General features: G+C 61.8%; 17 protein-coding genes and 1 riboswitch. Of the genes, 13 read left to right on the top strand and 4 right to left on the bottom strand.

From position 1 onward, the window contains the following. Positions 1 to 43 precede the first annotated feature (43 nt). The 4 genes from metF to FXN63_RS02420 all read right to left on the bottom strand — a co-directional run bounded on the left by metF (position 44) and on the right by FXN63_RS02420 (position 3458). Positions 44 to 895, bottom strand: a complete 852-nt coding sequence (gene metF / locus FXN63_RS02405; protein ID WP_246165006.1) for a methylenetetrahydrofolate reductase [NAD(P)H] — start codon at positions 893 to 895, stop codon at positions 44 to 46. Positions 896 to 902: 7 nt separating this feature from the next. Further along, the gene (locus tag FXN63_RS02410; RefSeq protein WP_148812499.1) at positions 903 to 1241 is read right to left on the bottom strand and encodes a phage holin family protein; all 339 of its coding nucleotides are present in this window, start codon (positions 1239 to 1241) and stop codon (positions 903 to 905) included. A gap of 153 nt (positions 1242 to 1394) precedes the next feature. Continuing rightward, positions 1395 to 2813: an adenosylhomocysteinase gene (ahcY, locus tag FXN63_RS02415; RefSeq protein WP_148812501.1), complete on the bottom strand. Its 1419-nt coding sequence runs from the start codon at positions 2811 to 2813 to the stop codon at positions 1395 to 1397. A gap of 73 nt (positions 2814 to 2886) precedes the next feature. Next, positions 2887 to 3065, bottom strand: a riboswitch (S-adenosyl-L-homocysteine riboswitch). A 186-nt stretch (positions 3066 to 3251) separates the two neighbouring features. Next, positions 3252 to 3458 carry a hypothetical protein gene (locus tag FXN63_RS02420; RefSeq protein WP_148812503.1) on the bottom strand — a complete coding sequence of 69 codons (207 nt, stop codon included), beginning with the start codon at positions 3456 to 3458 and terminating at the stop codon, positions 3252 to 3254. Positions 3459 to 3862: 404 nt separating this feature from the next. On the opposite strand from FXN63_RS02420, the gene FXN63_RS02425 reads away from it, so the two are divergent. The 13 genes from FXN63_RS02425 to FXN63_RS02485 all read left to right on the top strand — a co-directional run bounded on the left by FXN63_RS02425 (position 3863) and on the right by FXN63_RS02485 (position 23316). Further along, positions 3863 to 5131, top strand: a complete 1269-nt coding sequence (locus FXN63_RS02425; protein WP_148818843.1) for an MFS transporter — start codon at positions 3863 to 3865, stop codon at positions 5129 to 5131. Between the two features lie 35 nt (positions 5132 to 5166). After that, positions 5167 to 6552 (top strand): NarK family nitrate/nitrite MFS transporter, encoded by a 1386-nt coding sequence (locus FXN63_RS02430; RefSeq protein WP_148812505.1) that lies wholly within the window; start codon positions 5167 to 5169, stop codon positions 6550 to 6552. Positions 6553 to 6813: 261 nt separating this feature from the next. Then, a complete protein-coding gene (locus FXN63_RS02435; protein WP_148812507.1) occupies positions 6814 to 10569 on the top strand; it encodes a nitrate reductase subunit alpha in 3756 nt (1251 codons plus the stop codon). Continuing rightward, positions 10566 to 12134, top strand: a complete 1569-nt coding sequence (narH, locus tag FXN63_RS02440) for a nitrate reductase subunit beta (protein WP_148812510.1) — start codon at positions 10566 to 10568, stop codon at positions 12132 to 12134. Before FXN63_RS02435 ends, narH begins: the two co-directional genes overlap by 4 nt. A gap of 73 nt (positions 12135 to 12207) precedes the next feature. After that, a complete protein-coding gene (narJ, locus tag FXN63_RS02445) occupies positions 12208 to 12870 on the top strand; it encodes a nitrate reductase molybdenum cofactor assembly chaperone (RefSeq protein WP_148812512.1) in 663 nt (220 codons plus the stop codon). Between the two features lie 18 nt (positions 12871 to 12888). Beyond that, complete coding sequence (gene narI, locus FXN63_RS02450; protein ID WP_148812514.1) at positions 12889 to 13572, top strand: respiratory nitrate reductase subunit gamma; 684 nt, start codon at positions 12889 to 12891, stop codon at positions 13570 to 13572. Between the two features lie 41 nt (positions 13573 to 13613). Further along, positions 13614 to 14360, top strand: a complete 747-nt coding sequence (locus FXN63_RS02455; protein WP_148812517.1) for a peptidylprolyl isomerase — start codon at positions 13614 to 13616, stop codon at positions 14358 to 14360. An 87-nt stretch (positions 14361 to 14447) separates the two neighbouring features. Then, positions 14448 to 15470, top strand: coding sequence for a GTP 3',8-cyclase MoaA (moaA, locus tag FXN63_RS02460; RefSeq protein ID WP_148818846.1), 1023 nt, complete (start codon positions 14448 to 14450; stop codon positions 15468 to 15470). A gap of 505 nt (positions 15471 to 15975) precedes the next feature. Next, positions 15976 to 16206: a hypothetical protein gene (locus tag FXN63_RS02465; RefSeq protein ID WP_148812519.1), complete on the top strand. Its 231-nt coding sequence runs from the start codon at positions 15976 to 15978 to the stop codon at positions 16204 to 16206. A 674-nt stretch (positions 16207 to 16880) separates the two neighbouring features. Next, entirely contained in the window at positions 16881 to 18788 is a 1908-nt protein-coding gene (locus FXN63_RS02470; protein WP_148812521.1) for a type IV pili methyl-accepting chemotaxis transducer N-terminal domain-containing protein, read from the top strand. 107 nt (positions 18789 to 18895) lie between these two features. Then, on the top strand, positions 18896 to 19579 hold the full coding sequence (locus FXN63_RS02475) for a response regulator (RefSeq protein WP_148812523.1): 684 nt from the start codon (positions 18896 to 18898) through the stop codon (positions 19577 to 19579). 213 nt (positions 19580 to 19792) lie between these two features. Further along, on the top strand, positions 19793 to 20560 hold the full coding sequence (locus tag FXN63_RS02480) for a response regulator transcription factor (RefSeq protein WP_246165007.1): 768 nt from the start codon (positions 19793 to 19795) through the stop codon (positions 20558 to 20560). Beyond that, positions 20557 to 23316 (top strand): hybrid sensor histidine kinase/response regulator, encoded by a 2760-nt coding sequence (locus FXN63_RS02485; RefSeq protein ID WP_148812526.1) that lies wholly within the window; start codon positions 20557 to 20559, stop codon positions 23314 to 23316. Before FXN63_RS02480 ends, FXN63_RS02485 begins: the two co-directional genes overlap by 4 nt. The last annotated feature ends 7 nt before the right edge of the window (positions 23317 to 23323 follow it).

Below are 23323 nucleotides of genomic sequence, written 5' to 3' on the forward strand. Positions count from 1 at the left end.
TGCAACGCAAGCTCCCGTTTCCTATTACTGGTCTTCTTTAGACTCAGATATCCAGCTCACGCCACAGCCCCAGCGTAGGCTCGGACTGGTTCATGGTGTAGAAATGCAGGCCAGGTGCACCGCCATCGAGCAGCGTCTGGCACAAGCCGGCAACCACATCGTGACCAAAGGCACGGATGGACGCACGGTCGTCACCGAAGGACGCCAGTCGCAAGCGAATCCAGCGTGGGATCTCGGTGCCGCACATTTCCGAGAAGCGTGCCAACTGGCTGTAGTTGGTGATCGGCATGATGCCGGGCACGATCGGCTGGGTGATGCCGCGTGCCAGCGCCCGGTCGGCAAAGTCGAAGTAGGCATCCGCATTGAAGAAATACTGGGTGATGGCGCTGTTGGCACCCGCCTGCATTTTTTCAACGAAGTGCTTCAGGTCTTCGTCGGGGCTGCGGGCCTGCGGATGGCTTTCCGGGTAGGCAGCAACTTCGATGTGGAACCAGTCGCCCGTTTCGGCGCGAATGAAGCTCACCAGTTCACTTGCGTAACGCAAGTCGCCCATCGGCCCCATGCCCGAGGGCATGTCACCACGCAAGGCCACCACACGGCGCACGCCAAGCTCGCGGTATTGCGCAAGCAAGTCTCGCAGTTCGGCACGGGTGGCACCGATGCAGGACAGGTGCGGTGCGGCGTCGTAGCCCTGTGCACGCAATGCCTGTACTGCTGCCAAGGTGCCGGCGCGGGTAGAGCCGCCAGCACCGAAGGTGACGCTGACGTAGCGCGGCGACAGTTCGTTCAGAGCGGTTGCGGCTTGCAGCATGCGTTCGCTGCTGGCCTCGTCGCGCGCGGGGAAAAATTCCAGGCTGAAGACGGGCTCGGGGGAGTGCAAATGCGGTTGTGTCACGTAAGCCTCAGGAAACAATCTTCGACAGGAACCAGGAGATCAGGGTGTACACCAGCGCACCTGCTACGCCCCACCAGAAACCCTCGACCCGGAAGCCTTTGATGATCGAGCCGGCAAACCAGAACAACAGACCATTGAGCACCAGCACGAACAGGCCGGCGGTGAGCAAGGTGATCGGGATGGTGAGCCAGAACAGAACCGGTTGGACGACGGCGTTCAACAGGCCCAGGATCAGTGCAGCAATCAATGCCGAGCCAAAGCTGGCCACCGAGATGCCGGGCAGGATGTACGCAACGCCCAGCAGGGCGACTGTGTTGAGCAACCAGATGAGCAGATAGGAAAACATGGCGAACTCCCGGTCGAACGCCAGCCGGGGAATTCCGGCCGGCACAATCGATTCCGGCCTGTAATCAGGCCGGATGGAACCACATTGCCAGGGCGTCATGACAAGGTCTGCCGCCCTGGTGATCAGCTATCCAGGGATAGCGATCAAGCGCTATCAATAACGATAGGTTTCGGGCTTGTACGGGCCGTCGACGTTCACGTGGATGTAGTCGGCCTGGTCTTGACGCAGCACGCTCAGTTGCGCGCCCAGCTTCTTCAGGTGCAGGCGTGCCACCTTCTCGTCCAGGTGCTTCGGCAGCACATAGACCTGACCGCTGGTGTAGGCGTCGTTGCGGGTCCAGAGTTCGATTTGCGCGATGGTCTGGTTGGCGAACGACGACGACATCACGAAGGACGGGTGGCCGGTGGCGCAACCCAGGTTCACCAGGCGGCCCTGGGCCAGCAAGATGATGCGCTTGCCGTCCGGGAACACGATGTGGTCGACCTGCGGCTTGATTTCGTCCCAGTTGTATTGCTTCAGCGAAGCAACGTCGATTTCGTTGTCGAAGTGACCGATGTTGCAGACGATGGCCTCGTCCTTCATGGCCTTCATGTGGTCATGGGTGATGACGTGGTAGTTGCCGGTCGCGGTCACGAAGATGTCGGCCTTGTCGGCGGCATATTCCATGGTCACGACACGATAGCCTTCCATGGTGGCCTGCAGGGCGCAGATCGGATCCACTTCAGTGACCCACACTTGGGCGCGCAGTGCCGACAGCGCTTGTGCGCAGCCCTTGCCCACGTCGCCATAGCCGACGACCACGGCGGTCTTGCCGGCGATCATCACGTCGGTGGCGCGCTTGATGCCGTCAACCAGCGATTCGCGGCAGCCGTACAGGTTGTCGAACTTCGACTTGGTGACCGAGTCATTGACGTTGATGGCGGCAAAGGCCAGTTCGCCCTTCTTCGACATCTGGTACAGGCGATGCACGCCGGTGGTGGTTTCTTCGGTCACGCCCTTGATCTGCGGCAGGCGGGTCGAATACCACTTCGGGTCACGTGCCAAGGTCTTCTTGATCGACGCGAACAGTTCGGTTTCTTCTTCGCTGGTGGGGTTCTCAAGTAGCGAAGGATCGGTTTCGGCGCGGGTGCCCAGATGCAGCAGCAGGGTCGCGTCGCCGCCGTCGTCCAGGATCATGTTCGAGTAACCGCCATCGGCCCACTCGAAGATGCGGTGCGAGTAGTCCCAGTAGTCGGCCAGGCTTTCGCCCTTGACGGCGAACACGGGGGTGCCGCCTGCGGCAATGGCAGCAGCAGCGTGGTCCTGGGTCGAGAAGATGTTGCACGATGCCCAGCGCACATCGGCGCCGAGTGCCTTCAGCGTTTCGATCAGCACGGCGGTCTGGATCGTCATGTGCAGGCTGCCCGTGATGCGCGCGCCCTTCAGGGGTTGCGCAGCCGCGAATTCTTCGCGGATGGCCATCAGGCCGGGCATTTCGGTTTCGGCAATGCTGATTTCCTTGCGGCCCCAGGCGGCAAGAGACAGATCGGCGATCTTGTAGTCGGTGAAGGCTTTGTTGCTGACGTCGTTCATGGATAGCTCCAGTGAACTGCGGCACGCGGGAAGGGAGGGAGAAAGCAGCTCACCTTCGCCTGCGGACGCAGGGGTTCGGTGAGCGCGGTTGCCTGACCAGCGGGCAGCCGGTCTTGAACGAGTCCTGAGCCTGGCGGGCGGGGTGCCGTGATTCGGAAAGAATCGGCACACCTGGCGGAATTGGCAAAACATGATCACAAGGATTGATCGTGTCTTGCGATTCGCGCGCCCGTCGCAGCGCTCCTCAGGAGGCACGCATTGTAGCCGGGAAGTGGCAAAGGTCCATGGCGATGTGCGCAGGTGTGGTCAGGATCACTCGTCAGGATCACTCGTTGACCGGCGCAACCGCGCCGCGTCATCCCGTGGGGGACGCATAAAAATCAGTGTGGGTTCAATCGAACAGTTTGTTCAAACGAACAGATTTTCAGAAAAAAATATTCAAGCGAACAGGTAATAAAGAAAAACCAGAACGGCGGCGAGCAGGTGAACGCTTGCGGTCCACGGTTTATCTTCCTTCACGTCTTTTCTTGTGCGCTTTTCTTTCTCTCCACCCATTATTCGACATGCGGAAATAATCAGGGAAAGCGTCAGGACTGCTGCGGTGATGGTAAGGAAGGCTGTTTCCAAGATCGGGCCTTGATTCATGGTGGATTTCTTCAGCTGGCGTGGCCAAATACCGTCTGGTGAGCTTAAGGGAGCGTCGCGACTTTAGTGCGCGCACGTTTGGGTGATGTCAGGTTTTGTCAGCTATTGTTGTTTTGAATACTGCTGCTGAAATTAGTCACTGCAGAAGGCTGTTTTTGATTTTTAGAAAATAATAAAAATTTGTTATGCACGGCTGTTAATGGTGTTGCGCCCCCCTGGGCGCTTTACTAACCACCAGACCATGCCCTGCCTGAGTAACTAGTCCTTTTGACCATGCCAAGCCTGGTCGTGCGGAGAATGGGCGCGCGTGGCGTACGTCCATAAGCTGCGTTCGAGGTGTCTTTGCACCGATCGAGCCAACCATGTCCGCGTCCGCACCGTCCCATCCAACGTCACGCACCGCCATGTCGGTGCTGGTGTCCAGCACGTTCTCATTCACGATCTGCTTTGCCATCTGGATGATGTTCGCGGTACTGGGCATTCCGCTGAAACAACAGCTTGGCCTGTCGGAAACCCAGTTCGGCGTGCTGGCGGCCATGCCGGTGCTGACCGGTTCGCTGGTGCGCGTACCGCTGGGCATCTGGACCGACCGGTTTGGCGGTCGCATTGTGTTCTTCGCGCTGATGCTGTCCACGGTGATCCCGATCTGGCTGATTTCCTACGCCACGCAGTATTGGCAGTTTCTGGTGCTGGCCCTGTTTGTCGGATTGGCCGGCGGTTCGTTCTCGGTTGGAACGCCTTACGTTGCGCGCTGGTTTCCGGCGTCGCGCCAGGGCTTGGCAATGGGCATCTTCGGTGCAGGCAATTCGGGTTCTGCGCTGACCAAATTCATTGCACCCGGCTTGATCGCGCTGGCAGGTGGAGCCTGGACCATCGTGCCGCAGGTCTACGCGGTGGCGATGTTGGTGACGGCTTTGCTGTTCTGGGTGTTCTCGGCATCCAACCCCGCGCATCGCGTCGTCAAGGCTGGTGGCTTTGCCAGCCAGTTGGCCACCTTGCGCAACCCGCGCGTCTGGCGCTACTGCCAGTACTACTCGGTGGTGTTCGGCGGCTACGTGGCCCTGGCCTTGTGGATGACCAAGTACTACATCGGTGAATACGGCTTCGACCTGCGCACCGCCGCCTTCCTGGCCGCCTGTTTTTCCTTGCCGGGCGGCGTGCTGCGTGCCTTGGGCGGCTGGGTGTCCGACCGTCACGGTGCCTACAAAACTACCTGGTGGGTGATGTGGGTGTGCTGGGTTGCCTTGTTCCTGCTGAGCTATCCGCAAACCAGCCTGACCGTGGCGACCGCCAACGGAGCACTGAGTTTCTCGCTTGGGTTCGGCCCTGTCACGTTCACGGTCTTGCTGTTCGTGGTGGGCATTGCCATGGCCACCGGCAAGGCCTCGGTCTTCAAGTTCATTGCCAACGAATTCCCCGACAACATCGGCGCGGTGTCCGGCGTGGTGGGTCTGGCGGGTGGCCTGGGTGGCTTCGTGCTGCCCATTCTGTTTGGCATCGCGCTCGACCTGACGGGCGTGCGCACCAGCTGCTTCATGTTGCTGTACGGCGCGGTCTGCGTGTCCCTGGTGTGGATGCACTTCGCGTTCCGCGCCGAGCGCCTGGCGGCTGACCGTGCTGCGAACGCCAGCACTACGAACGCCAGCCCCAGCCCTGTCGCCGCGCGCGCCTGATTCCCCCTTTTTTCTCCTGCTTCGGAGCGTGTTCCATGTCCAGCTATGTCCAGACCCGTTGGGAACCTGAAGACGAGGTCTTCTGGCGTACCCACGGTGCGCGGGTGGCGCAACGCAATCTGTGGATTTCGATTCCCGCCCTGATGCTGGCCTTCAGCATCTGGATGCTGTGGAGCGTGGTGGTGGTCAACCTGGGCCACGCTGGGTTCCAGCTGTCGAAGAACCAGATGTTCTGGCTGACGGCCCTGCCTGCCTTGTCGGGGGCCACCTTGCGGATCTTCTATTCCTTCCTGGTGCCGATCTTCGGCGGCAGACGCTGGACGGCAATCTCGACCGCGAGTCTGCTGGTGCCGGCCATCGGCATGGGCTTTGCGCTGCGCGACCCAAGCACTGGCTTCCCCACTTTGCTGGCACTGGCGCTGCTGTGCGGCTTGGGCGGGGCCAACTTCAGTTCCAGCATGGCCAACATCAGCTTCTTTTTCCCGAAGTCGAAGAAGGGCGTGGCCACCGGGCTGAACGCCGGCATCGGCAATCTGGGGGTGTCGATTGCCCAGTTCGTGGTGCCGCTGATCATCTCGGTGGGCGCGCTAGGCGTGTTTGGGGGGGAGGCACAAACCTACGTCGAGGGTGGGGTGACGCGCCAGCTGTGGCTGCAGAACGCGGGCTTCATCTGGGTACCGTTCATCGTGGTCGCTTCAGTGGCAGCCTGGTTCGGCATGAACGACATCGCGGATGCCCGCGCATCGTTCTCGGAACAGGCGGTGATCTTCACGCGCAAACACAACTGGCTGATGTGCTGGTTGTACGTCGGTACCTTCGGATCCTTCATCGGATTCTCGGCGGGCATGGCGCTGTTGACGCAGTCGCAGTTTCCGCACATCGATCCCACTGCCTACGCCTTTCTCGGCCCGCTGGTGGGGGCGCTGACGCGTCCGGTGGGCGGCTGGGTGGCGGACAAGGCAGGCGGCGCACGCGTGACCTTGTATTGCTTTGTCGGCCTGTGCCTGGGGGTGTTGGGCGTGTTGCAGTTTCTGCCCCAGGCGGGAATCGGCGGCAGCTTCATCGGTTTCCTGGGCATGTTCATCGTGCTGTTTGCGCTGACCGGCATCGGCAACGGCGCGACCTTCCGCATGATCCCCGTGATCTTCCTGACCGAGCGTCAACGTGCGGCCCACGGCAAAGGCGAGCAGGCACAGCGTCAGGCCGTGGTGGACGCGGGCAAGGAATCTGCGGCGGTATTGGGCTTTTCGGGGGCCATTGGCGCGTATGGCGGCTTTTTCATCCCCAAGAGCTTTGGTACCTCGATCGCCATGACCGGCAGTGTGGATGCCGCCTTGTACTGCTTCATCGGTTTCTACCTGAGCTGCATCCTGGTCACGTGGTGGTTCTATGCGCGCAGGCACGCACCCATGCCGTGCTGATGTGATGTTGGCCCGACAGGAACTAGTCACTTCGACCTATGCGGCGTAGGCCCGATGCCGGGTCTGCACCCTACCGCCGAGGAATGGTCGGTTGCCAACCCCGGGGCATAGAGTGAATGGGTCGTCTTGCATCTCGACAGGCCTGTGCGAAGGCACGAAAAAACTGGCCTGAAAACGCCAGTTTCAAGACCTGCACTCAAGACCCGCATTCAAGACCAAAACCCCCAAGAGGCTGGCGTGTGGTCAGCCGGAGAAATGCAAATGAGCCACTTTCTGGATCGCATCAAACTGCTGTCACGCACCGCATCCACCTTCTCGGACGGGCATGGCGCAGTGGTCGAAGAAGACCGTCGTTGGGAAGAGGCGTACCGAACCCGCTGGCAGCACGACAAGATCGTGCGTTCCACGCATGGCGTGAACTGCACCGGATCGTGTTCCTGGAAGGTCTACGTCAAGAGCGGCCTGATCACCTGGGAAACGCAGCAGACCGACTACCCGGCCACGCGCCCGGACCTGCCGAATCACGAACCGCGCGGTTGTCCGCGTGGTGCGTCCTACAGCTGGTACGTGTATTCCGCCCAGCGCGTGAAGTACCCGATGATTCGCGGTCGCCTGATGGAAATGTGGCGCGAGGCGCGGCTGACCATGGACCCGATTGCTGCGTGGAAATCGATCAGCGGCAATCCGGAAAAAGCACGCCGCTACAAGTCGGTGCGCGGCCTGGGTGGTTTCGTGCGAGCAGACTGGGACAGCGCGCTGGAAATGATCGCTGCCGCCAACGCCACCACCATTGAACAATACGGCCCCGACCGCATCGTTGGCTTCTCGCCAATCCCGGCCATGAGCATGGTCAGCTACGCCGCCGGCACGCGTTACCTGAGCCTGCTGGGCGGCGTCTGTCTGAGCTTCTACGACTGGTATTGCGACCTGCCGCCCGCCAGCCCGCAGATCTGGGGCGAGCAGACCGACGTGCCCGAATCGGCCGATTGGTACAACTCGAACTACCTGATCGTGTGGGGCTCGAACGTGCCCATGACCCGCACGCCGGATGCGCACTTCTATACCGAGGTTCGCTACAAGGGCACCAAGACCGTGGCGGTGTCGAACGACTACGGCGAGATGGTGAAGTTCGGTGATATCTGGCTGGCCCCGCGCCAGGGCACCGACGCCGCGCTGGCCATGGCCATGGGGCATGTGATCCTGACCGAGTTCCATGTGCCGGGCAAGTCCGACTACTTCACCGGCTATCTGCGCCAGTACACCGACATGCCCATGCTGGTGATGCTGCGCGAACATGCCGGGCATGCGGGTCAATACGTGCCCGATCACTTCCTGCGTGCATCTCACATGGCGGGTGCACTGGGCGAGGCCAACAACCCGGAATGGAAGACCCTGCTGATCGACGAGACCACGCAGGAACTGGTGGTGCCGAACGGCACGGTCGGTCTGCGCTGGGGTGAAGGCAAGGTGGACGACGGCGCGCGTGTGGGGCGCTGGAACCTGGAAATGCGCGACGCGGCCAGCGGCCGTGAGGTGCTGCCCTTGCTGAGCCTGATGTCCACGCGTGACGACGTGGCCGATGTAGCCTTCCCGTACTTCGGCAGCGAGCACGATGACATGCTGCTGCGCAAGGTGCCGGTCAAGCGCATGACGCTTGCCGATGGCAGCACGGTGCTGGTGGCAACCGTCTACGACTTGCAATTGGCGAACTACGGTGTGGATGCCGGCCTGGGTGGCCCGAACGTGGCCGCAAGTTTCGACGACGAGGTGCCCTACACACCGGCCTGGCAGGAAAAGCACACCTCGGTGCCGCGCGACAAAGTCATTCAGGTGGCCCGCGAATTCGCGCAGAACGCGCACGACACCGAAGGTCGTTCGATGGTCATTGTGGGAGCTGGTCTGAACCACTGGTACCACATGGACATGACGTATCGCGGCATCATCAACATGCTGATGCTGTGCGGCTGCATCGGGAAAAGTGGCGGTGGCTGGGCGCATTACGTGGGTCAGGAAAAACTGCGCCCGCAGTTTGGCTGGGCACCGCTGGCGTTCGCCGGTGACTGGTCACGCCCGCCGCGCCAGATGAACGGCACATCCTTCTTCTATGCCCACACCAGCCAGTATCGCCACGAGAAACTGGGGGTGGATGAGATCCTGGCCCCGACCGCCGACCGCGCACGTTACGACGGCCAGAGCATGATCGACCTGAACGCCAAGTCCGAACGCATGGGGTGGCTGCCGTCTGCCCCGCAGTTGCAGACCAACCCGCTTGATGTCGTGGCGCAGGCCGAAGCCGCCGGGCAAGACCCGGTTGCCTACGCAACGGAACGTCTGCAATCCGGTGCCTTGCAGATGAGCTGCGACGACCCGGAAAACCCGGCCAACTTCCCGCGCAACATGTTCGTGTGGCGATCCAACCTGCTGGGTTCCAGCGGCAAGGGCCACGAGTATTTCCTGAAGTATTTGCTGGGCACGCAAAACGCCTTGTTCTCGGATGAGAACGACGCCATCAAACCCAGCGAAGTGACCATGGGCGAGGCCGCCGCCGATGGCAAGCTGGACCTGCTGACGGTGCTGGACTTCCGCATGAGCACCACCTGCCTATATGGCGACATCGTGTTGCCCACGGCCACCTGGTACGAGAAGGACGACCTCAACACCTCGGACATGCATCCGTTCATTCACCCCTTGTCGGAAGCGGTGAATCCGCTGTGGGAAAGCAAGACCGACTGGGAAATCTACAAGCTGCTGGCGCAGAAATTCAGCGAGATCGGCGGTGCGCATCTGGGTACCCGCAAGGACATCGTGCTGACGCCGCTGCTGCACGACACCCCGGGTGAGTTGGGCCAAGCGTTCGACCCGAAAGACTGGAAGCATGGCGAATGCGCGTTGATCCCCGGCAAGACTGCCCCGAGCATGACGGTGGTGGAACGCAACTACGCCGACATCTACCGCAGGTTCACGTCTGTTGGCCCGCTGCTGGACAAGCTGGGCAACGGCGGCAAGGGCATCAGCTGGAACACCGAGCATGAAGTTCACGAGATGGGCGACATCAATCGCCGCGTGACCGAGCCCGGCGTGAGTTTCGGTCGTCCGCGCCTGGACAGCGCGATCGACGCCGCCGAGATGATTCTGAACTTCGCGCCCGAGACCAACGGCCACGTATCGGTCAAGGCCTGGGACGCGCTGGGCAAGATCACCGGCCGTGACCACCGTCACCTGGCGCTGGGCCGCGAGCACGACAAGATCCGCTTCCGCGATGTGCAGGCACAGCCACGCAAGATCATTTCGGCCCCGACCTGGTCAGGCCTGGAAAGCGAAGAAGTCAGCTACACCGCCGGCTACACCAACGTGCACGAGCTGATCCCGTGGCGCACGCTCACCGGCCGCCAGCAGTTCTACCAGGACCACCGCTGGATGCTGGACTTCGGTGAGGGCTCGTGTGTGTACAAGCCCGCGATCGACACGCGCACGGTGGCTCCCATGCTGGGCAAGCACAGCAATGGCGAGAAAGAGCTGGTGCTGAACTGGCTCACGCCGCACCAGAAGTGGGGCATTCACAGCACCTATTCCGACAACCTGCGCCTGCTCACGCTCAGTCGTGGCGGCCCGCATGTGTGGATCTCGGAAGACGAGGCAAAACGCGGCGGCTTGGTCGACAACGATTGGGTAGAAGTCTTCAACACCAATGGCACGCTGACTGCGCGGCTGGTGGTCAGCCAGCGCATTCCGTCGGGCACCTGCCTGATGTATCACGCCCAGGAAAAAATCGTGAACGTGCCCGGTGCGCAGACCAGCGGCAAGCGCGGCGGTATTCACAACTCGGTGACGCGCGCGGTGCTCAAGCCCACGCACATGATCGGGGGCTATGCCCAGCAAGCCTGGGGCTTCAACTACTACGGCACCGTGGGCAGCAATCGTGATGAATTCGTGGTGCTGCGCAAGCTGAACAAGGTCGACTGGCTGGAAGGCCCGTTGCGTGAAAAAGCAGGTCAGGAACAGGAAAGCCAATCATGAAAATCCGCGCCCAGATCGGCATGGTGTTGAACCTGGACAAGTGCATCGGCTGCCACACCTGTTCCGTGACCTGCAAGAACGTATGGACCAGCCGCGACGGTGTGGAATACGCCTGGTTCAACAACGTGGAAACCAAGCCCGGTATCGGCTACCCCAAGGACTGGGAAAACCAGACGCGCTGGAAGGGTGGCTGGAAGCGCCGTGCCGATGGCAAGCTGGAACCGCGCCAAGGCGGCAAGCTGCGCATCTTGGCTAACCTGTTTGCCAATCCGAACCTGCCGGCCATCGACGAATACTACGAGCCCTTCACCTTCGACTACGAGCACTTGCAGAACGCCGCGCTGAGCGAAACGCCGCCCACGGCACGCCCGGTGTCGCTGCTGACCGGCAAGAAGATGGACAAGATCACCTGGGGCCCGAACTGGGAAGACGACCTGGGTGGCGAGTTTGCATCGCGCGGCCGTGATGCCTTGTTCGAAGGGGTGCAGAAAGAGATGTACTCGACCTTCGAGAACACCTTCATGATGTACCTGCCGCGCCTGTGTGAACACTGCCTGAACCCCAGCTGCGTAGCCAGCTGCCCGTCGGGTTCGATCTACAAGCGCGAAGACGACGGCATCGTGCTGGTCGATCAGGACAAGTGCCGCGGTTGGCGCATGTGCATCTCGGGTTGTCCGTACAAGAAGATCTACTACAACTGGCAAAGCGGCAAGGCCGAAAAGTGCACCTTCTGCTTCCCGCGCATCGAGGCCGGCCAGCCGACCGTGTGTTCGGAAACCTGTGTGGGGCGCATCCGTTATCTGGGCGTGCTGCTGTACGACGCCGACCGCATCGAACAGGCTGCTTCCACCGCCAACGAACAGGACTTGTACGAGCAACAGCTTGGCGTGTTCCTGGACCCGCACTCGCCCGAGGTGATCGCCGAGGCCCGCAAACAGGGCATTCCGGAAGCCTGGCTGACGGCTGCACGCAAGTCGCCGGTCTACAAGATGGCCGTGCAGTGGAAGGTGGCCTTCCCGCTGCACCCGGAGTTCCGCACGCTGCCGATGGTCTGGTATATCCCGCCGCTGTCGCCGATCCAGTCGGCGGCCGATGCAGGCCACATGCCGCAAGCAACGGTCGGCCGTCACGGCATGATCCCCGACGTGAAAAGCCTGCGCATTCCGGTGCGTTACCTGGCGAATCTGCTGACCGCTGGCAAGGAAGCCCCCGTGGTGCTGGCGCTGGAACGCATGCTGGCCATGCGTGCCTACAAGCGTGCGCAGGTGGTGCACGGCGATGAAGACACCGAGGTGCTGGAACACGTGGGCCTGGATGCCGAGACGGTGGAGGACATGTACCGGATCATGGCGCTGGCCCAGTACGACGATCGTTTCGTGATTCCGTCCAGCCACAAGGAAATGGTCGAGAACAGTTTCCAGGACCAAGGTAGTTGCGGCTTCACCTTCGGCAATGGGTGCAGCGATGGGGTGTCGGAGGTGTCGCTCTTCGGTCGCCGCCCCAAGGGCACGGTGATTCACGTGGACTTGCCCAAGTCACGCAAGACCCCGGCGCAGGCGGGTTGATGCGCAACCGGCCGACCAGCCTGATCTGGCCGGCCAGTGATCCATCCCCGTGTTCCGTTTTCTGGAGAATTCGATGTCCGCCATTCCCCCGCTTCGCTTGTATTCGCTGTTGTCCGCGCTGCTCGATTATCCCGGGCAAGAATTGCTCGACGCCATGCCCGAGCTTGATGCCCGACTACATGACCACCCCATTGCGCGTGTCACGTTGATGCCGCTGACCGAGCTGCTGGCAAGCACACCGCTGATTGCCTTGCAGGAGAACTATGTTGCGACCTTCGATCGCAACCCGGCGCATTCGCTGCACCTGTTCGAACACATTCACGGTGAAAGTCGTGACCGTGGCCAGGCCATGGTCGATCTGCTGGCCGAGTATCAACGGCATGGGCTGGAACCGCAGGGCTACCAATTGCCCGATCACGTGCCGCTGTTCCTGGAATTCCTGGGCACGCTGAGCGCCGACGAAGCAGAGAACCTGTTGGACGACGCCATTCACGTGCTGGCTGCAATCGGTTCACGCCTGGCGCGCAACGACAGCCCGTATGCATCGGTGTTCAAGGTCTTGTGCAGCCTGACCTCGGTGGAGCCGCGCGAACAGGCAGACCCGCCGGTGCGCGACATGGACGAGGCGATGGAAACCTTCGGTGTTGGCCCGGACGGTGCCGAGCCGTTGTTGCGAACCATGCCGTCCGGCCCGCAACCGCTGCGCTTCCACCCCCGCGCCGCGACCGCCCATTGATCCGCCGGAGGACTCGTCATGCTTCATAAATTCCTGTTCGGCATCTACCCCTACATCGCCTTCGCCATCTTCCTGCTGGGCAGTCTGGTGCGCTTCGAACGCGAGCAATACACCTGGAAGAGCGACAGTTCGCAGCTGCTTCACGAAGGCAATCTGCGTCTGGGCAACATCCTGTTCCACATCGGCATCATCGGCCTGTTCTTCGGCCACCTGGTTGGCCTGCTGATGCCGGTGCTGGTGTGGGACACGCTGGGCGTGGGCCACGGTTTCAAGCAGATGGTTGCCATGTCGATGGGTGGGGTGCTGGGTGTCATCACCCTGATCGGTTTGGTGATTTTGCTGCATCGCCGCTTCACCAATCCGCGCATTGCGGCCGTGACCCGCACGGGCGACAAGGTCTTGCTGCTGTGGCTGTTGGTGACGCTGCTGCTTGGCCTGTCGACCATCGTGCCGTCGTACAGCCACATGGACGGCGAAATGATGTTGACGCTGATGGGCTGGGCACAGCACCTGGTGACCTTGCGCAGCAGCGCCGCCGACCTGATCGTGGACACGCCGCTGCTGTTCAAGCTGCATCTGTTCATGGGGGTCACGCTGTTTGCGATCTTCCCGTTCACCCGCCTGGTGCACGTGTGGAGTGGGTTTGGATCGGTGTTCTATCTGGGCCGCGCCTGGCAGCTGGTACGCCCGCGTCGTCGCTGATCACGGCTTCATCCCACCGCTAAATTTTCTGGAGAAACATCATGCCGGTCATCGTCAATGGCAAGGAATTCAGCGACGCGGACATGGAGGCCGAATTGCCCTCGCATCGCGACGCCCCCAACCCCATGCGGCGGGCCATGACTGCGCTGGTGTTGCGGCAGGTATTGCGTGACGAAGCCAAGCAGCTTGGACTGCCCACCGATTCCGATGAAGCGATCATCGACGGCCTGGCGCAAGGCCAGTTGAAGGTGCCGGTGGCGACAGAGGCCGACTGCCGCCGCCACTACCAGCAACACCCCGATCACTTCACCGTGGGTGAGTTGGTCGAGGCCGATCACATTCTGTTCCAGGTGACCGAACGCGTCGATCTGGACGCCTTGCGTGCCCGTGCACAGTCGGTGCTGGATGCCGTATTGGCCGAGCCAAGCAGTTTTGCCGAGCATGCGGCGGCGTGCTCCAACTGTCCGTCTGGGGAGGTGGGCGGCAATCTGGGGCAACTGAGCAGAGGTGCCACGGTGCCGGAGTTCGAGAAGGTGGTTTTTGCGATGCCTGCGGGCACCATCTTGCCGCACTTGCTGGAGACACGCTTCGGCCTGCACATCGTGCGTGTGGCCCGTCGCGTGGACGGCAGCTTGCTGCCCTTCGAACACGTGGCCCCGTCGATTGCCGCCGCCCTGGGAGCAGCCGCCCGCGATGTCGCATGGCGGCAGTACCTGAGCGTGTTGGTGGGGCGCGCGAAGATCGAAGGGATCGAACTCGAAGGTGCCGACAGTCCGTTGGTGCAATAGGCGGAGCCGCACATGCTGCCTTCTGCCGAGCCTGCTATCCCGGTGCCGTCCGCCGCGAGCGTGTCCCCCGCGTTGTCTGCCACTACGTTGTCGACGCGGCCTGCTTCGTCACCCATTGGCCTGATCGATGGCTTCGGCCGTCGCATCGACTATCTGCGCGTGTCGGTCACTGACCGCTGCGACCTGCGCTGCACCTACTGCCTGCCCAAGGGATTCAAGGGTTTCGAAGAGCCTGCGAACTGGTTGAGCCTGGCGGAAATGCAGCGTCTGGTTGGCTTGTTCGTTGAGCTTGGGGTGCACAAGGTGCGCCTGACCGGTGGTGAACCGTTGCTGCGGCGGGGCATCGGCGAACTGGCTGCGGGCATTGCTGCGTTGCCCGGTCTGAAAGACCTGTCGGTATCCACCAACGGCACCCGTTTGACGCATCACGCCACGGCCTTGCGCCAAGCGGGCGTGACGCGCCTGAATGTCAGCCTGGACACCTTGGACCCCGCCTGTTTTGCGCGCATCACCGGGCGGGATTGTCTGTCCGATGTGTTGTCGGGTCTGGCGGCGGCGCAGGCGGCGGGGTTCGATCCGATCAAGCTGAATATGGTGATGCAGGGGGCGGTGAACGATGCTGATGTCGAGCGCATGGTGGCATTCTCGATCGAGCATGGTTTTGTGTTGCGTTTGATCGAGGCGATGCCGATGGGGGATACCGGGCGGTCGGTGATGCCGGTGGATGCCAGTGCCTTGGGGATTCGACTGGCGGCGCGTTTTGGGCTGGTACCGGCGATTGAGCGGGGCGGGGGCGGGCCGGCGCGTTATTGGCGTGCTGCCAGTGCGGATGCGTCGGTGCGGGGGGGCATGAGTCTGGGGGTGATTACGCCGATGTCTCAGCATTTCTGTGCATCGTGCAATCGGGTGCGTTTGGGGGTGGATGGGACCTTGTATTTGTGTCTGGGGCAGGAGGATAAGGTCGACTTGGGGCGGCAGTTGCGGGATGGGGCGAGTGATGCTCAGCTACGGTCGGCGATTGTGGCGGCGATGGCGATGAAGCCTGAGCGGCATGTGTTCGATTCGAGGCCGGGGCAGGTGGTTCGGTTCATGTCGCAGACTGGGGGGTGAGTTTTGCTGTGACGGTGTTTTTTTGTTCTTTTGCCAGTCGCGGGTGGTGGGGCCGGCTCGTCTGCCCCGCTTGACTTTGGCGTCGGGTCTCCGCCCTCCACCTTGTCCAGAAGGGCAGACAATCCGGCCCCACCACCCACGCCTTCAAAGACGTTTGGTTAAAAGCTAATCCCGCCTTTGGGCGTGCGCCATTCTCTGGCTGCCAAGTGCTGGAATCGGTTCTCGGTATTCCTGGGCCACGTTTCTTGATCGCCACGCGGCTGGCCGTGGGGACTGGCTGGCCAGGTCGCCACGAAGCGGTTTCTCCGGCTCACGATTCGGTGGGTTCTTCAGTTGCCTTTTACGGCAGTGCCACTCAAGAATATTTGCGCGCCTGCTTGGTGGTGGGGTGACACCGAAGCGGGTGGCCGCCGCGTTACGGCATGCGGAGAGCGGCAGCGACGATCGTGGTGCTGGCGGCTGATTGGCGAAAACGCTTGTGCTGCGATTGGTCAAGGCGCTTGCCATGCTCGATAGCAACGCCACCGGGGCATTGGTAGCCTGGAATGCTGAGCTGCGTACGGTGATCTTCGCGTGCTCGATCATCTTGGTCCCATCAACGGTGACGAGCTGGTTCTCGATCGGTGGCACGCCCTGGGTTGTTGGAAGTGCTTGGCATCATCGGCATGCACCACTGCTCACTACCATTCATCGCCGCCTTGAACGTCTTTACCGCTTCGAACGTTCATCGCTTTGAACATTCGTCATCGCTCCGAACGTTGATCAGCAGCCCGAACGTTCAATGCATAGCCTTCAAAGCGCCAACCTTCAGCGCCCCGCCTTTTCGTCGCATTACCTGGTGCGCGGCCACCCGCTTCCGTGTCACCCCACCGCCAAGCAGGCGCGCAAATTTTCTTGCGTGGCGCTGCCCTGAAAGGCCCCTGATATACGGCCAGAACCGTGAGCCGCTGAGTCGCTTCGTGGCGACCTGGCCAGCCAGTCCCCACGGCCAGCCGGATAGCGTTTAAGCATGGTGGCCCATGCACGCCGAGAACCGTTCACAGCACCAAGCAGCCAGAGAATCAATACGCGTCCAAAGGCGGCATGCGCTTTTAACCAAACGTCTTTGAAGGCGTGGGTGGTGGGGCCGGGTCGGCTGCCCTTCTGGACAAGGTGGAGGGCGGGAGCCCCGACGCCAAAGTCCAGCGGGGCAGACGAGTCGGCCCCACCACCCGCGACTGGCAGAAGAACAAACCCACCGTTCCAAAAAACCAAAAAACGACGCCACAAAACCCCGCGCGCGCCATCCTAAGCACGTTTGTCTGCACGACATTTGTTGTAGATCAAATCGAACCATCGTCAGGAAGCGCGGCACAGGAACACGCGGGCTACGCTGAAAAGCTCAGCAATCGCCGCGCACATACCGCCCCAATGTCCAGTCAGTCAGCCCCCGACGACCAGCCACGCCTGCGCAATCGCCTGTCCACCCGCATCATCGGAGCCTCGCTCGCCGCACTGCTGATCGTCGTCAGCATGGTCTGCTGGACACTGTGGCTGTCCTGGCAACTCGAAGGCGCAGGCGCTGCGATCAACGACACAGGCAGCTTGCGCATGCGTGCCACCCGCGTGGCGGTAGCACTCCTGCGCGGTGAAAGCGCCGACGTCGACATGACGATGCAAAACACCGTGCTGGCCCGACTGGTTGAAGGCAACCCGGCGCGGCCCCTGTTTTTGCCGACCGACCACGACGTGCAGGTGCAAATGACAGTCGTGGCGCAATCGTGGCGAACGCAACTGCAACCTGCGCTGGTGTCAGCGCTGGCCGGAGAAGGCAACGACATCTACCTGGACCTGCTGCCGCGGTTTGTTCATCAAGCCGATCGGCTCGTGCGGCTGATCGAACGCGACAATGCCGGCAAGACCTCCTTGCTGCGGTTCTCTCAAGGCGTACTGCTGGTCATGGCCGGGATGGGCACACTGGCCATGATTGCGTTGCTGCACCTGTGGATCATTGCCCCCGTGCTGCGGCTGCGGGACGGACAGCGGCGACTGGCTGCGCGCGAGATGGGGGCGCGGGTGCCGGTCATCGGCGGTGACGAACTCGGCAAGCTGGCAGAAGGCTTCAATCAGATGGCGGACGAACTGGCTGCCGCCTACGCCGATCTGGAAACACGCGTCGAAGAAAAGACCGCGCAACTGGCCACCCAGAACCGCGAGCTTGCCGCCTTGTACGACATGGCGGCGTTTCTGAATCAGCCCAACGATATCGAGCAGACCTGCCACGGCTTCCTGACCCGGGTAATGGCACAGTTCGGTGCCGATGGCGGCAGTGTGCGTGCCATCGATCCGCGTGGTGAAAACCTGCACCTGGTGGTGTCGGAAGGCTTGTCGGACGAGCTGGAAGATGCCGAGCATTGCATGCCGGTGAACGCGTGTTTCTGCGGGGAAGCCACGCGCCAGGGTGTGATCGTGATCCACGATTTTCATGCTGCACCCACACGCGATTTTCGTTGTGCGCAGGAAGGTTTCGGCAGTCTGGCGGTGTTTCGCATCGTCACGCCTGACGAGGTGCTGGGTTCGTTCTCTTTGCATTTTCGCCAGCAGACCAAGCTGTCGGCCAGCCAGACGCAACTGGCCAGCACGCTTGGTCAACACCTTGGCATCGCGCTGGATAATTGCCGGCTGGGTGCGAAAGAACAGCAATTGGCGGTGGCCCAGGAACGCAATCTGGTGGCGCAGGGGTTGCACGACAGCATTGCGCAGGGGCTGAATTTCCTGAACCTTCAGGTGCAGATGCTGACAGCCGCTGCCACGCGTGGCGACTTGGCCGACATTCGTGCAACCGTGCCATTGATGGCAACCGGCGTGCGTGAAAGTTACGAGGACGTGCGTGAGTTGCTGGTGAATTTCCGCACCAGGCTTGACCATGAAGAACTGCGCTCGGCAGTCGAAGAGGCCGTCCTGCGTTTCCGTCGCCAGACTGATATCCAGGTCGATCTGGATATCGACGAAGACGGCGGCGCACCCTTGCCACCCGACCAGCAATTGCAGGTCTTGTTCATCCTGCAAGAGGCGTTGTCGAATGTCCGCAAGCATGCGCAGGCCCAGCGGGTACACATCCAGATCGTCAACCAGCGCGACTTCTCGCTGACGGTATCCGACGATGGGCAGGGCTACGATCCCGCGGAGGTTGCCGAGCGTGGCGAGCGCCATATAGGCTTGAGCATCATGGCCGAGCGGGCGGCGCGCATCCGGGCGCAGCTGCACCTGACGGGCAAGACGGGGCATGGTGCAAGTGTGTCGCTACAGCTTGCGCGCGAGGAACGACTGTCTGCCTGAGCTTGTCCGGGAGTCGTGTGGCTGCCGATTTCCGCAGCGCTAACACCGCGATGCACAGCACGTTCGTCGCGCAGTACCGCTGTCTTTTGAACTCATTTTTCCAACCCATGACCATTCGAATCCTGCTGATCGACGACCATTCCCTGTTTCGTTCCGGTGTGCGCCTGCTGTTGCAGCGTCAGGCCGATTTCGAGGTGGTGGCCGAGGCGGCGGATGGGCTGGACGGCGTTAAACGGGCGCGTGAGCACCGCCCTGACGTGATCCTGCTCGACCTGAACATGCCGGGCTTGTCGGGGCTTGAAACCTTGAAACTGCTGACCCAGGAGCTGCCTGACAGCGCGGTGCTGATGCTGACGGTGTCGGAAGATGCCGATGACCTGGGCGACGCCTTGCGCAGCGGTGCGCGTGGCTATCTGGTGAAAAACATCGAGGCCGATGCGCTGACGAGTGCGATTCGACGCGCGGCAAGTGGTGAAGCGGTGATTGCCGACAGCATGACGGCCAAGCTGGTGGCGCAGTTTCGCGCGCAACCTGCTCAGGCATCTGCCGCCGACACCCCGGCAGCACGTGCCCGCCTGACGGCCCGTGAGCGCGATATCGTGCAGTGCCTGGCGCGTGGCGAAAGCAACAAGGAAATCGCCCGTCATCTGGATGTCGCGGAAAGCACGGTGAAGATCCACGTGCAGAACATCTTGAAGAAGCTGAACCTGACGAGCCGTGTGCAGATTGCGGTGTATGCGGTCGAGCATGGGTTCGGCAGCGATCAAGGCGGTGATCAAGGGGGGGCTTGAGTCAGATCTCGAAAGGTCAGACTCGAAAGTCTGGGTCTGCGCAACAATCGCAAAAACCGAACCAATGTTGGTTACGCCTCAGGGGAAGGCAAAGTATTGATGCACGATAAAATATGTTGAGAGACGGTTTTTTTCCGTGGGCTGGATGCGACGGAAGCACCTTCTCAGCCTGACATCCTCCAGAATTTGACCTTTCACCCCATGGCAAGTTTTGTGTCGCTGCCCCGCATTCTCCTGATCGACGATTCACCCGTGGACCTTCGCCTGATGGTCGAGTTTCTGCGCGGTCGTGGCTTTGTCGTGCTGATTGCCCAGGATGGCGAGCAGGGGCTGGCGCGTGCGCATGACTTGTCGCCAGACCTGATCTTGCTGGACGTCCGCATGCCGGGTGCCGACGGATTCACCATTTGCCGCCGTCTGAAGCAAGACGAGGTCACGCGTCACGTTCCGGTGATTTTCCTGACGGGCGCAGACGAAGTCAGCGAACGGCTGGCCGGATTCGAGGCGGGTGCGGTCGATTACATCGTAAAACCCTTCTTCGAAGAAGAAGTAGTAGCGCGTATTCGCGTGCATCTGCAGCGCGGGCGTGCGCCGCTGGCCGTGGCACCGGCCTCTGACGTGGTGCCACCAGAAGCGGTATCGCGCGAAAAAGACTGGGTGCAGCAAGCCTGCTCGTTGCTCGACGAGCGTCTGAGCGATCCGCCGTCGGTATTCGATTTGGCGCGCATCGTTGGCACCAACGAGCGTCGCCTGAGTGAACTGTTCCGCGAGCAGGTGGGCAATACCGTGTTTGGCTACGTGCGTGAACAGCGTCTGCTGCTTGCCGCCCGCTTGCTGGTGCAGACCAGTGTGCCGGTTCAGGATATGGCCGAACAGGTGGGCTACAGCACCAGCAGCAATTTCATCACCGCTTTCCGCGCCCGTTTCGGCTGTTCGCCACGGCGCTATCGCACGGCCAACGCGACAGGGCGCGCGGCGTGACGCTGACAACTGCGCTCGCCAGACGGGCGCGGTGGCAATGGGTGTTGGCGCTGGGTCTGCTGTGCTGTTGCCTGCAGGCCTTTGCGATGGTGCTTCCGGCGGGGTCCAACGCGCCGACCATGCGTGTCGGACGGATGATGGATGTTGCCGAAGACGTGCAAGGCAAGTGGTTGCTGTCAGACGCCATCGCGCACGACGCAGACTTCGCCCCGGTGGTCGCGGAAAATTTCTCTGCCGGGTTCTCGGCCTCGGCCTGGTGGTTTCGCATCACCTTCGACAACCAGGACGACGTTCGCATACGACGCCTGTTTCGGGTGGACCCGCCACGGCTTGAGCGTGTGACGGTGTTTGTGCCCGATGCGGCGGCCAACGATATCGACCTGCGCCGCGCAAAAGATGCGACGGCTCCCGGCTGGTGGATATTGCGCGCCGGCATGGCGGTGCCGATTCAGGAACGCGCCACTGCCGAGCGGCTGCTCAACTATCCGCTGTCATTGCCCCCGGGGCAGACCACCATCTACGTGCGGGTCGAAAGCCGCGGCATGATCACCTTGCAAGCGTCCTTGCTGGCGGTGGACCATGCCCGTGAACAAGCGCGTGCCCAAGACCTTGGCATGATGGCCATTTTCGGCGGCCTGGCCATCTTGGCGATTGCTGCGCTGCTGATTTCCGTGATGGCAGGCGAACGCATCATTGCCTATTACGGGCTGATGATCCTGTTCTATCTGCTGTATGAGATGGGCGTGCAGGGTTACGGGTCCATGCTGCTCTGGTACCGCATACCCGAGTCCAGCTTGCTGCTGTTCAATGTGATGACGCTGTTCGAACTGGTGTTCGCCGTGGAGCTGCTCAAGCTTGCCACGCAGGCGCAGAACATTTCGCGGATGGTGGCTCGACTGCTGGATACCTGCAAGTTCATTGCAATCGGCATGATTCTCGCCGCGTTCGTGATGCCGGTTCCAACCCTGGTGTCCATGGGTTTGAACCTGGCGATGTTGTTCATCATGATCTTCGTCGGATCCCTGCTGTATCTGGCATGGCGCAAGTCCGGCGCAGCGCGCATTCTGTTGTGGTCCCTGCTGCCCGTGCTGACGATCAGTTCGGTGCGTGTGGGCGATTTCCTGAGCCTGTATTCGCTGGGCGGCTATGGCGACCTGCTGTTGCCGCTGGGGTATCTGGCGTCGATGCTGTTCCTGGCGACGCTGGTCGCCAACCGCTTGCGACTGGCCCAGGCGGCACGGCTGAGCGAACAGGCCGACAGCCTGATGCAGGCCACCTATGCCCAGGAAGCACTGGAACGCGCCATCAGCGCCCGCACCCGCGAACTGCGCGTGGCCAAGGAACGCGCGGAAAGTGCCGACATGGCCAAAGGCCATTTCCTGGCGCGCATGGGTCACGAGCTGCGCACGCCGCTGCACGCCATTCTGGGTTATGTGCAATTGCTGCGCCGCCAGCGTCGGGCCGATGTCGCCTTGCAGACGCCGCTGGCCATCATGGAAGGCAGCGGCCGTCACCTGCTTGAGCTGATCAACGATGTGCTGGATTACTCGCGCGGTGAGCTGGCCAGCCTGGTGCTGCGGCCAACGCCTACCTACTTGTTCAGCCTGTTGCAGTCGGTGACCGATCAGCTCAGCAAGAACGACCCGTCACAGTGGGACCGCATTCGGCTGGATGTCTCGGATGATCTGCCCAGCGTGATCTGGGTCGATGGCCAGCGGTTGCGCCAGGTGCTGTTGAACCTGCTTGGCAATGCGCTGCGCCATGCTGCCGACGGCGCCGTCGATCTTCGGGTGCGGCGTGAAGATGTGGACGGCACCATGCGCCTGTATTTCGAGGTATGCGACGAAGGCCAGGGCATTGCGCCAGAGGATCAGGAGCGGATCTTCGAGCCGTTCTCCCACGACAAGGCAAGTCCCACCGCCACCGCCGGTATCGGGCTTGGCCTGACCATCAGCCGCCAGTTGGTCCGCCTGATGCGCGGAGAACTTTCCCTGAGCAGTGTGCTGGGGGAAGGCAGCCGCTTCTATTTCTCGATTCCTCTGGAAATCGCCAGCGAGGCCGACGTGCCGCGTGACCGCGCCACTGTTCCCTTCGGGCGTTACCTGGGACCGATGCAGCACATTCTGGTGGTTGACGACGTACTGGATAACCAGCGTTTCCTGGCCGACCTGCTGGGCGAGGCGGGCTTCGAAGTGACGCTGGCCGCCAACTGCGACGAAGCGCGTTCTGCCTTGCGTCTGGGCGGCATCGACGTGGCCTTGTTCGACCAGTTCCTGCCCGATGGCAGCGGGTGGACCTTGCTGCGTGATGCACGCCAGCTTGCGCCCGGCATGCCCGCACTGCTGGTGTCGGCCGCGCCACCCTTGCCGCCTAAGGATTGGGCGGATGACGAGAAGGGATTTGCAGCCTGCCTGCTCAAACCCATTGACGTCGACATCTTGCTGGCGGCCTTGTCGGAAGCCCTGAACTTGTCGTGGCCGTCTGACGATGTGTCGTCGACTGCGTCCGGTCAGGAAGGTGAAGTGCAGGACGCTGCTGCTGCCCGTGCGTCTTTGTGCGCAGCGGTGGCAGACGGTGACATCTTTGCAATCGAGGCGTGGGTGGCAACGCACCTGGAAGACAGCGACGCGTCCTTGTCAGGACTTGCCCGCGCCCTGTCGCGTGCGGTCGAGGCCATGGACTTCACCGCCATGAACGCCATCGTCAACGCCAGCACTGCCGCGCTGAATACGCCGCCCCAGGCTTGCAGCGAATAGCAGCACC

This window comes from Pigmentiphaga aceris, from assembly GCF_008119665.1.
In the GTDB taxonomy this organism is placed as follows: domain Bacteria; phylum Pseudomonadota; class Gammaproteobacteria; order Burkholderiales; family Burkholderiaceae_B; genus Pigmentiphaga; species Pigmentiphaga aceris.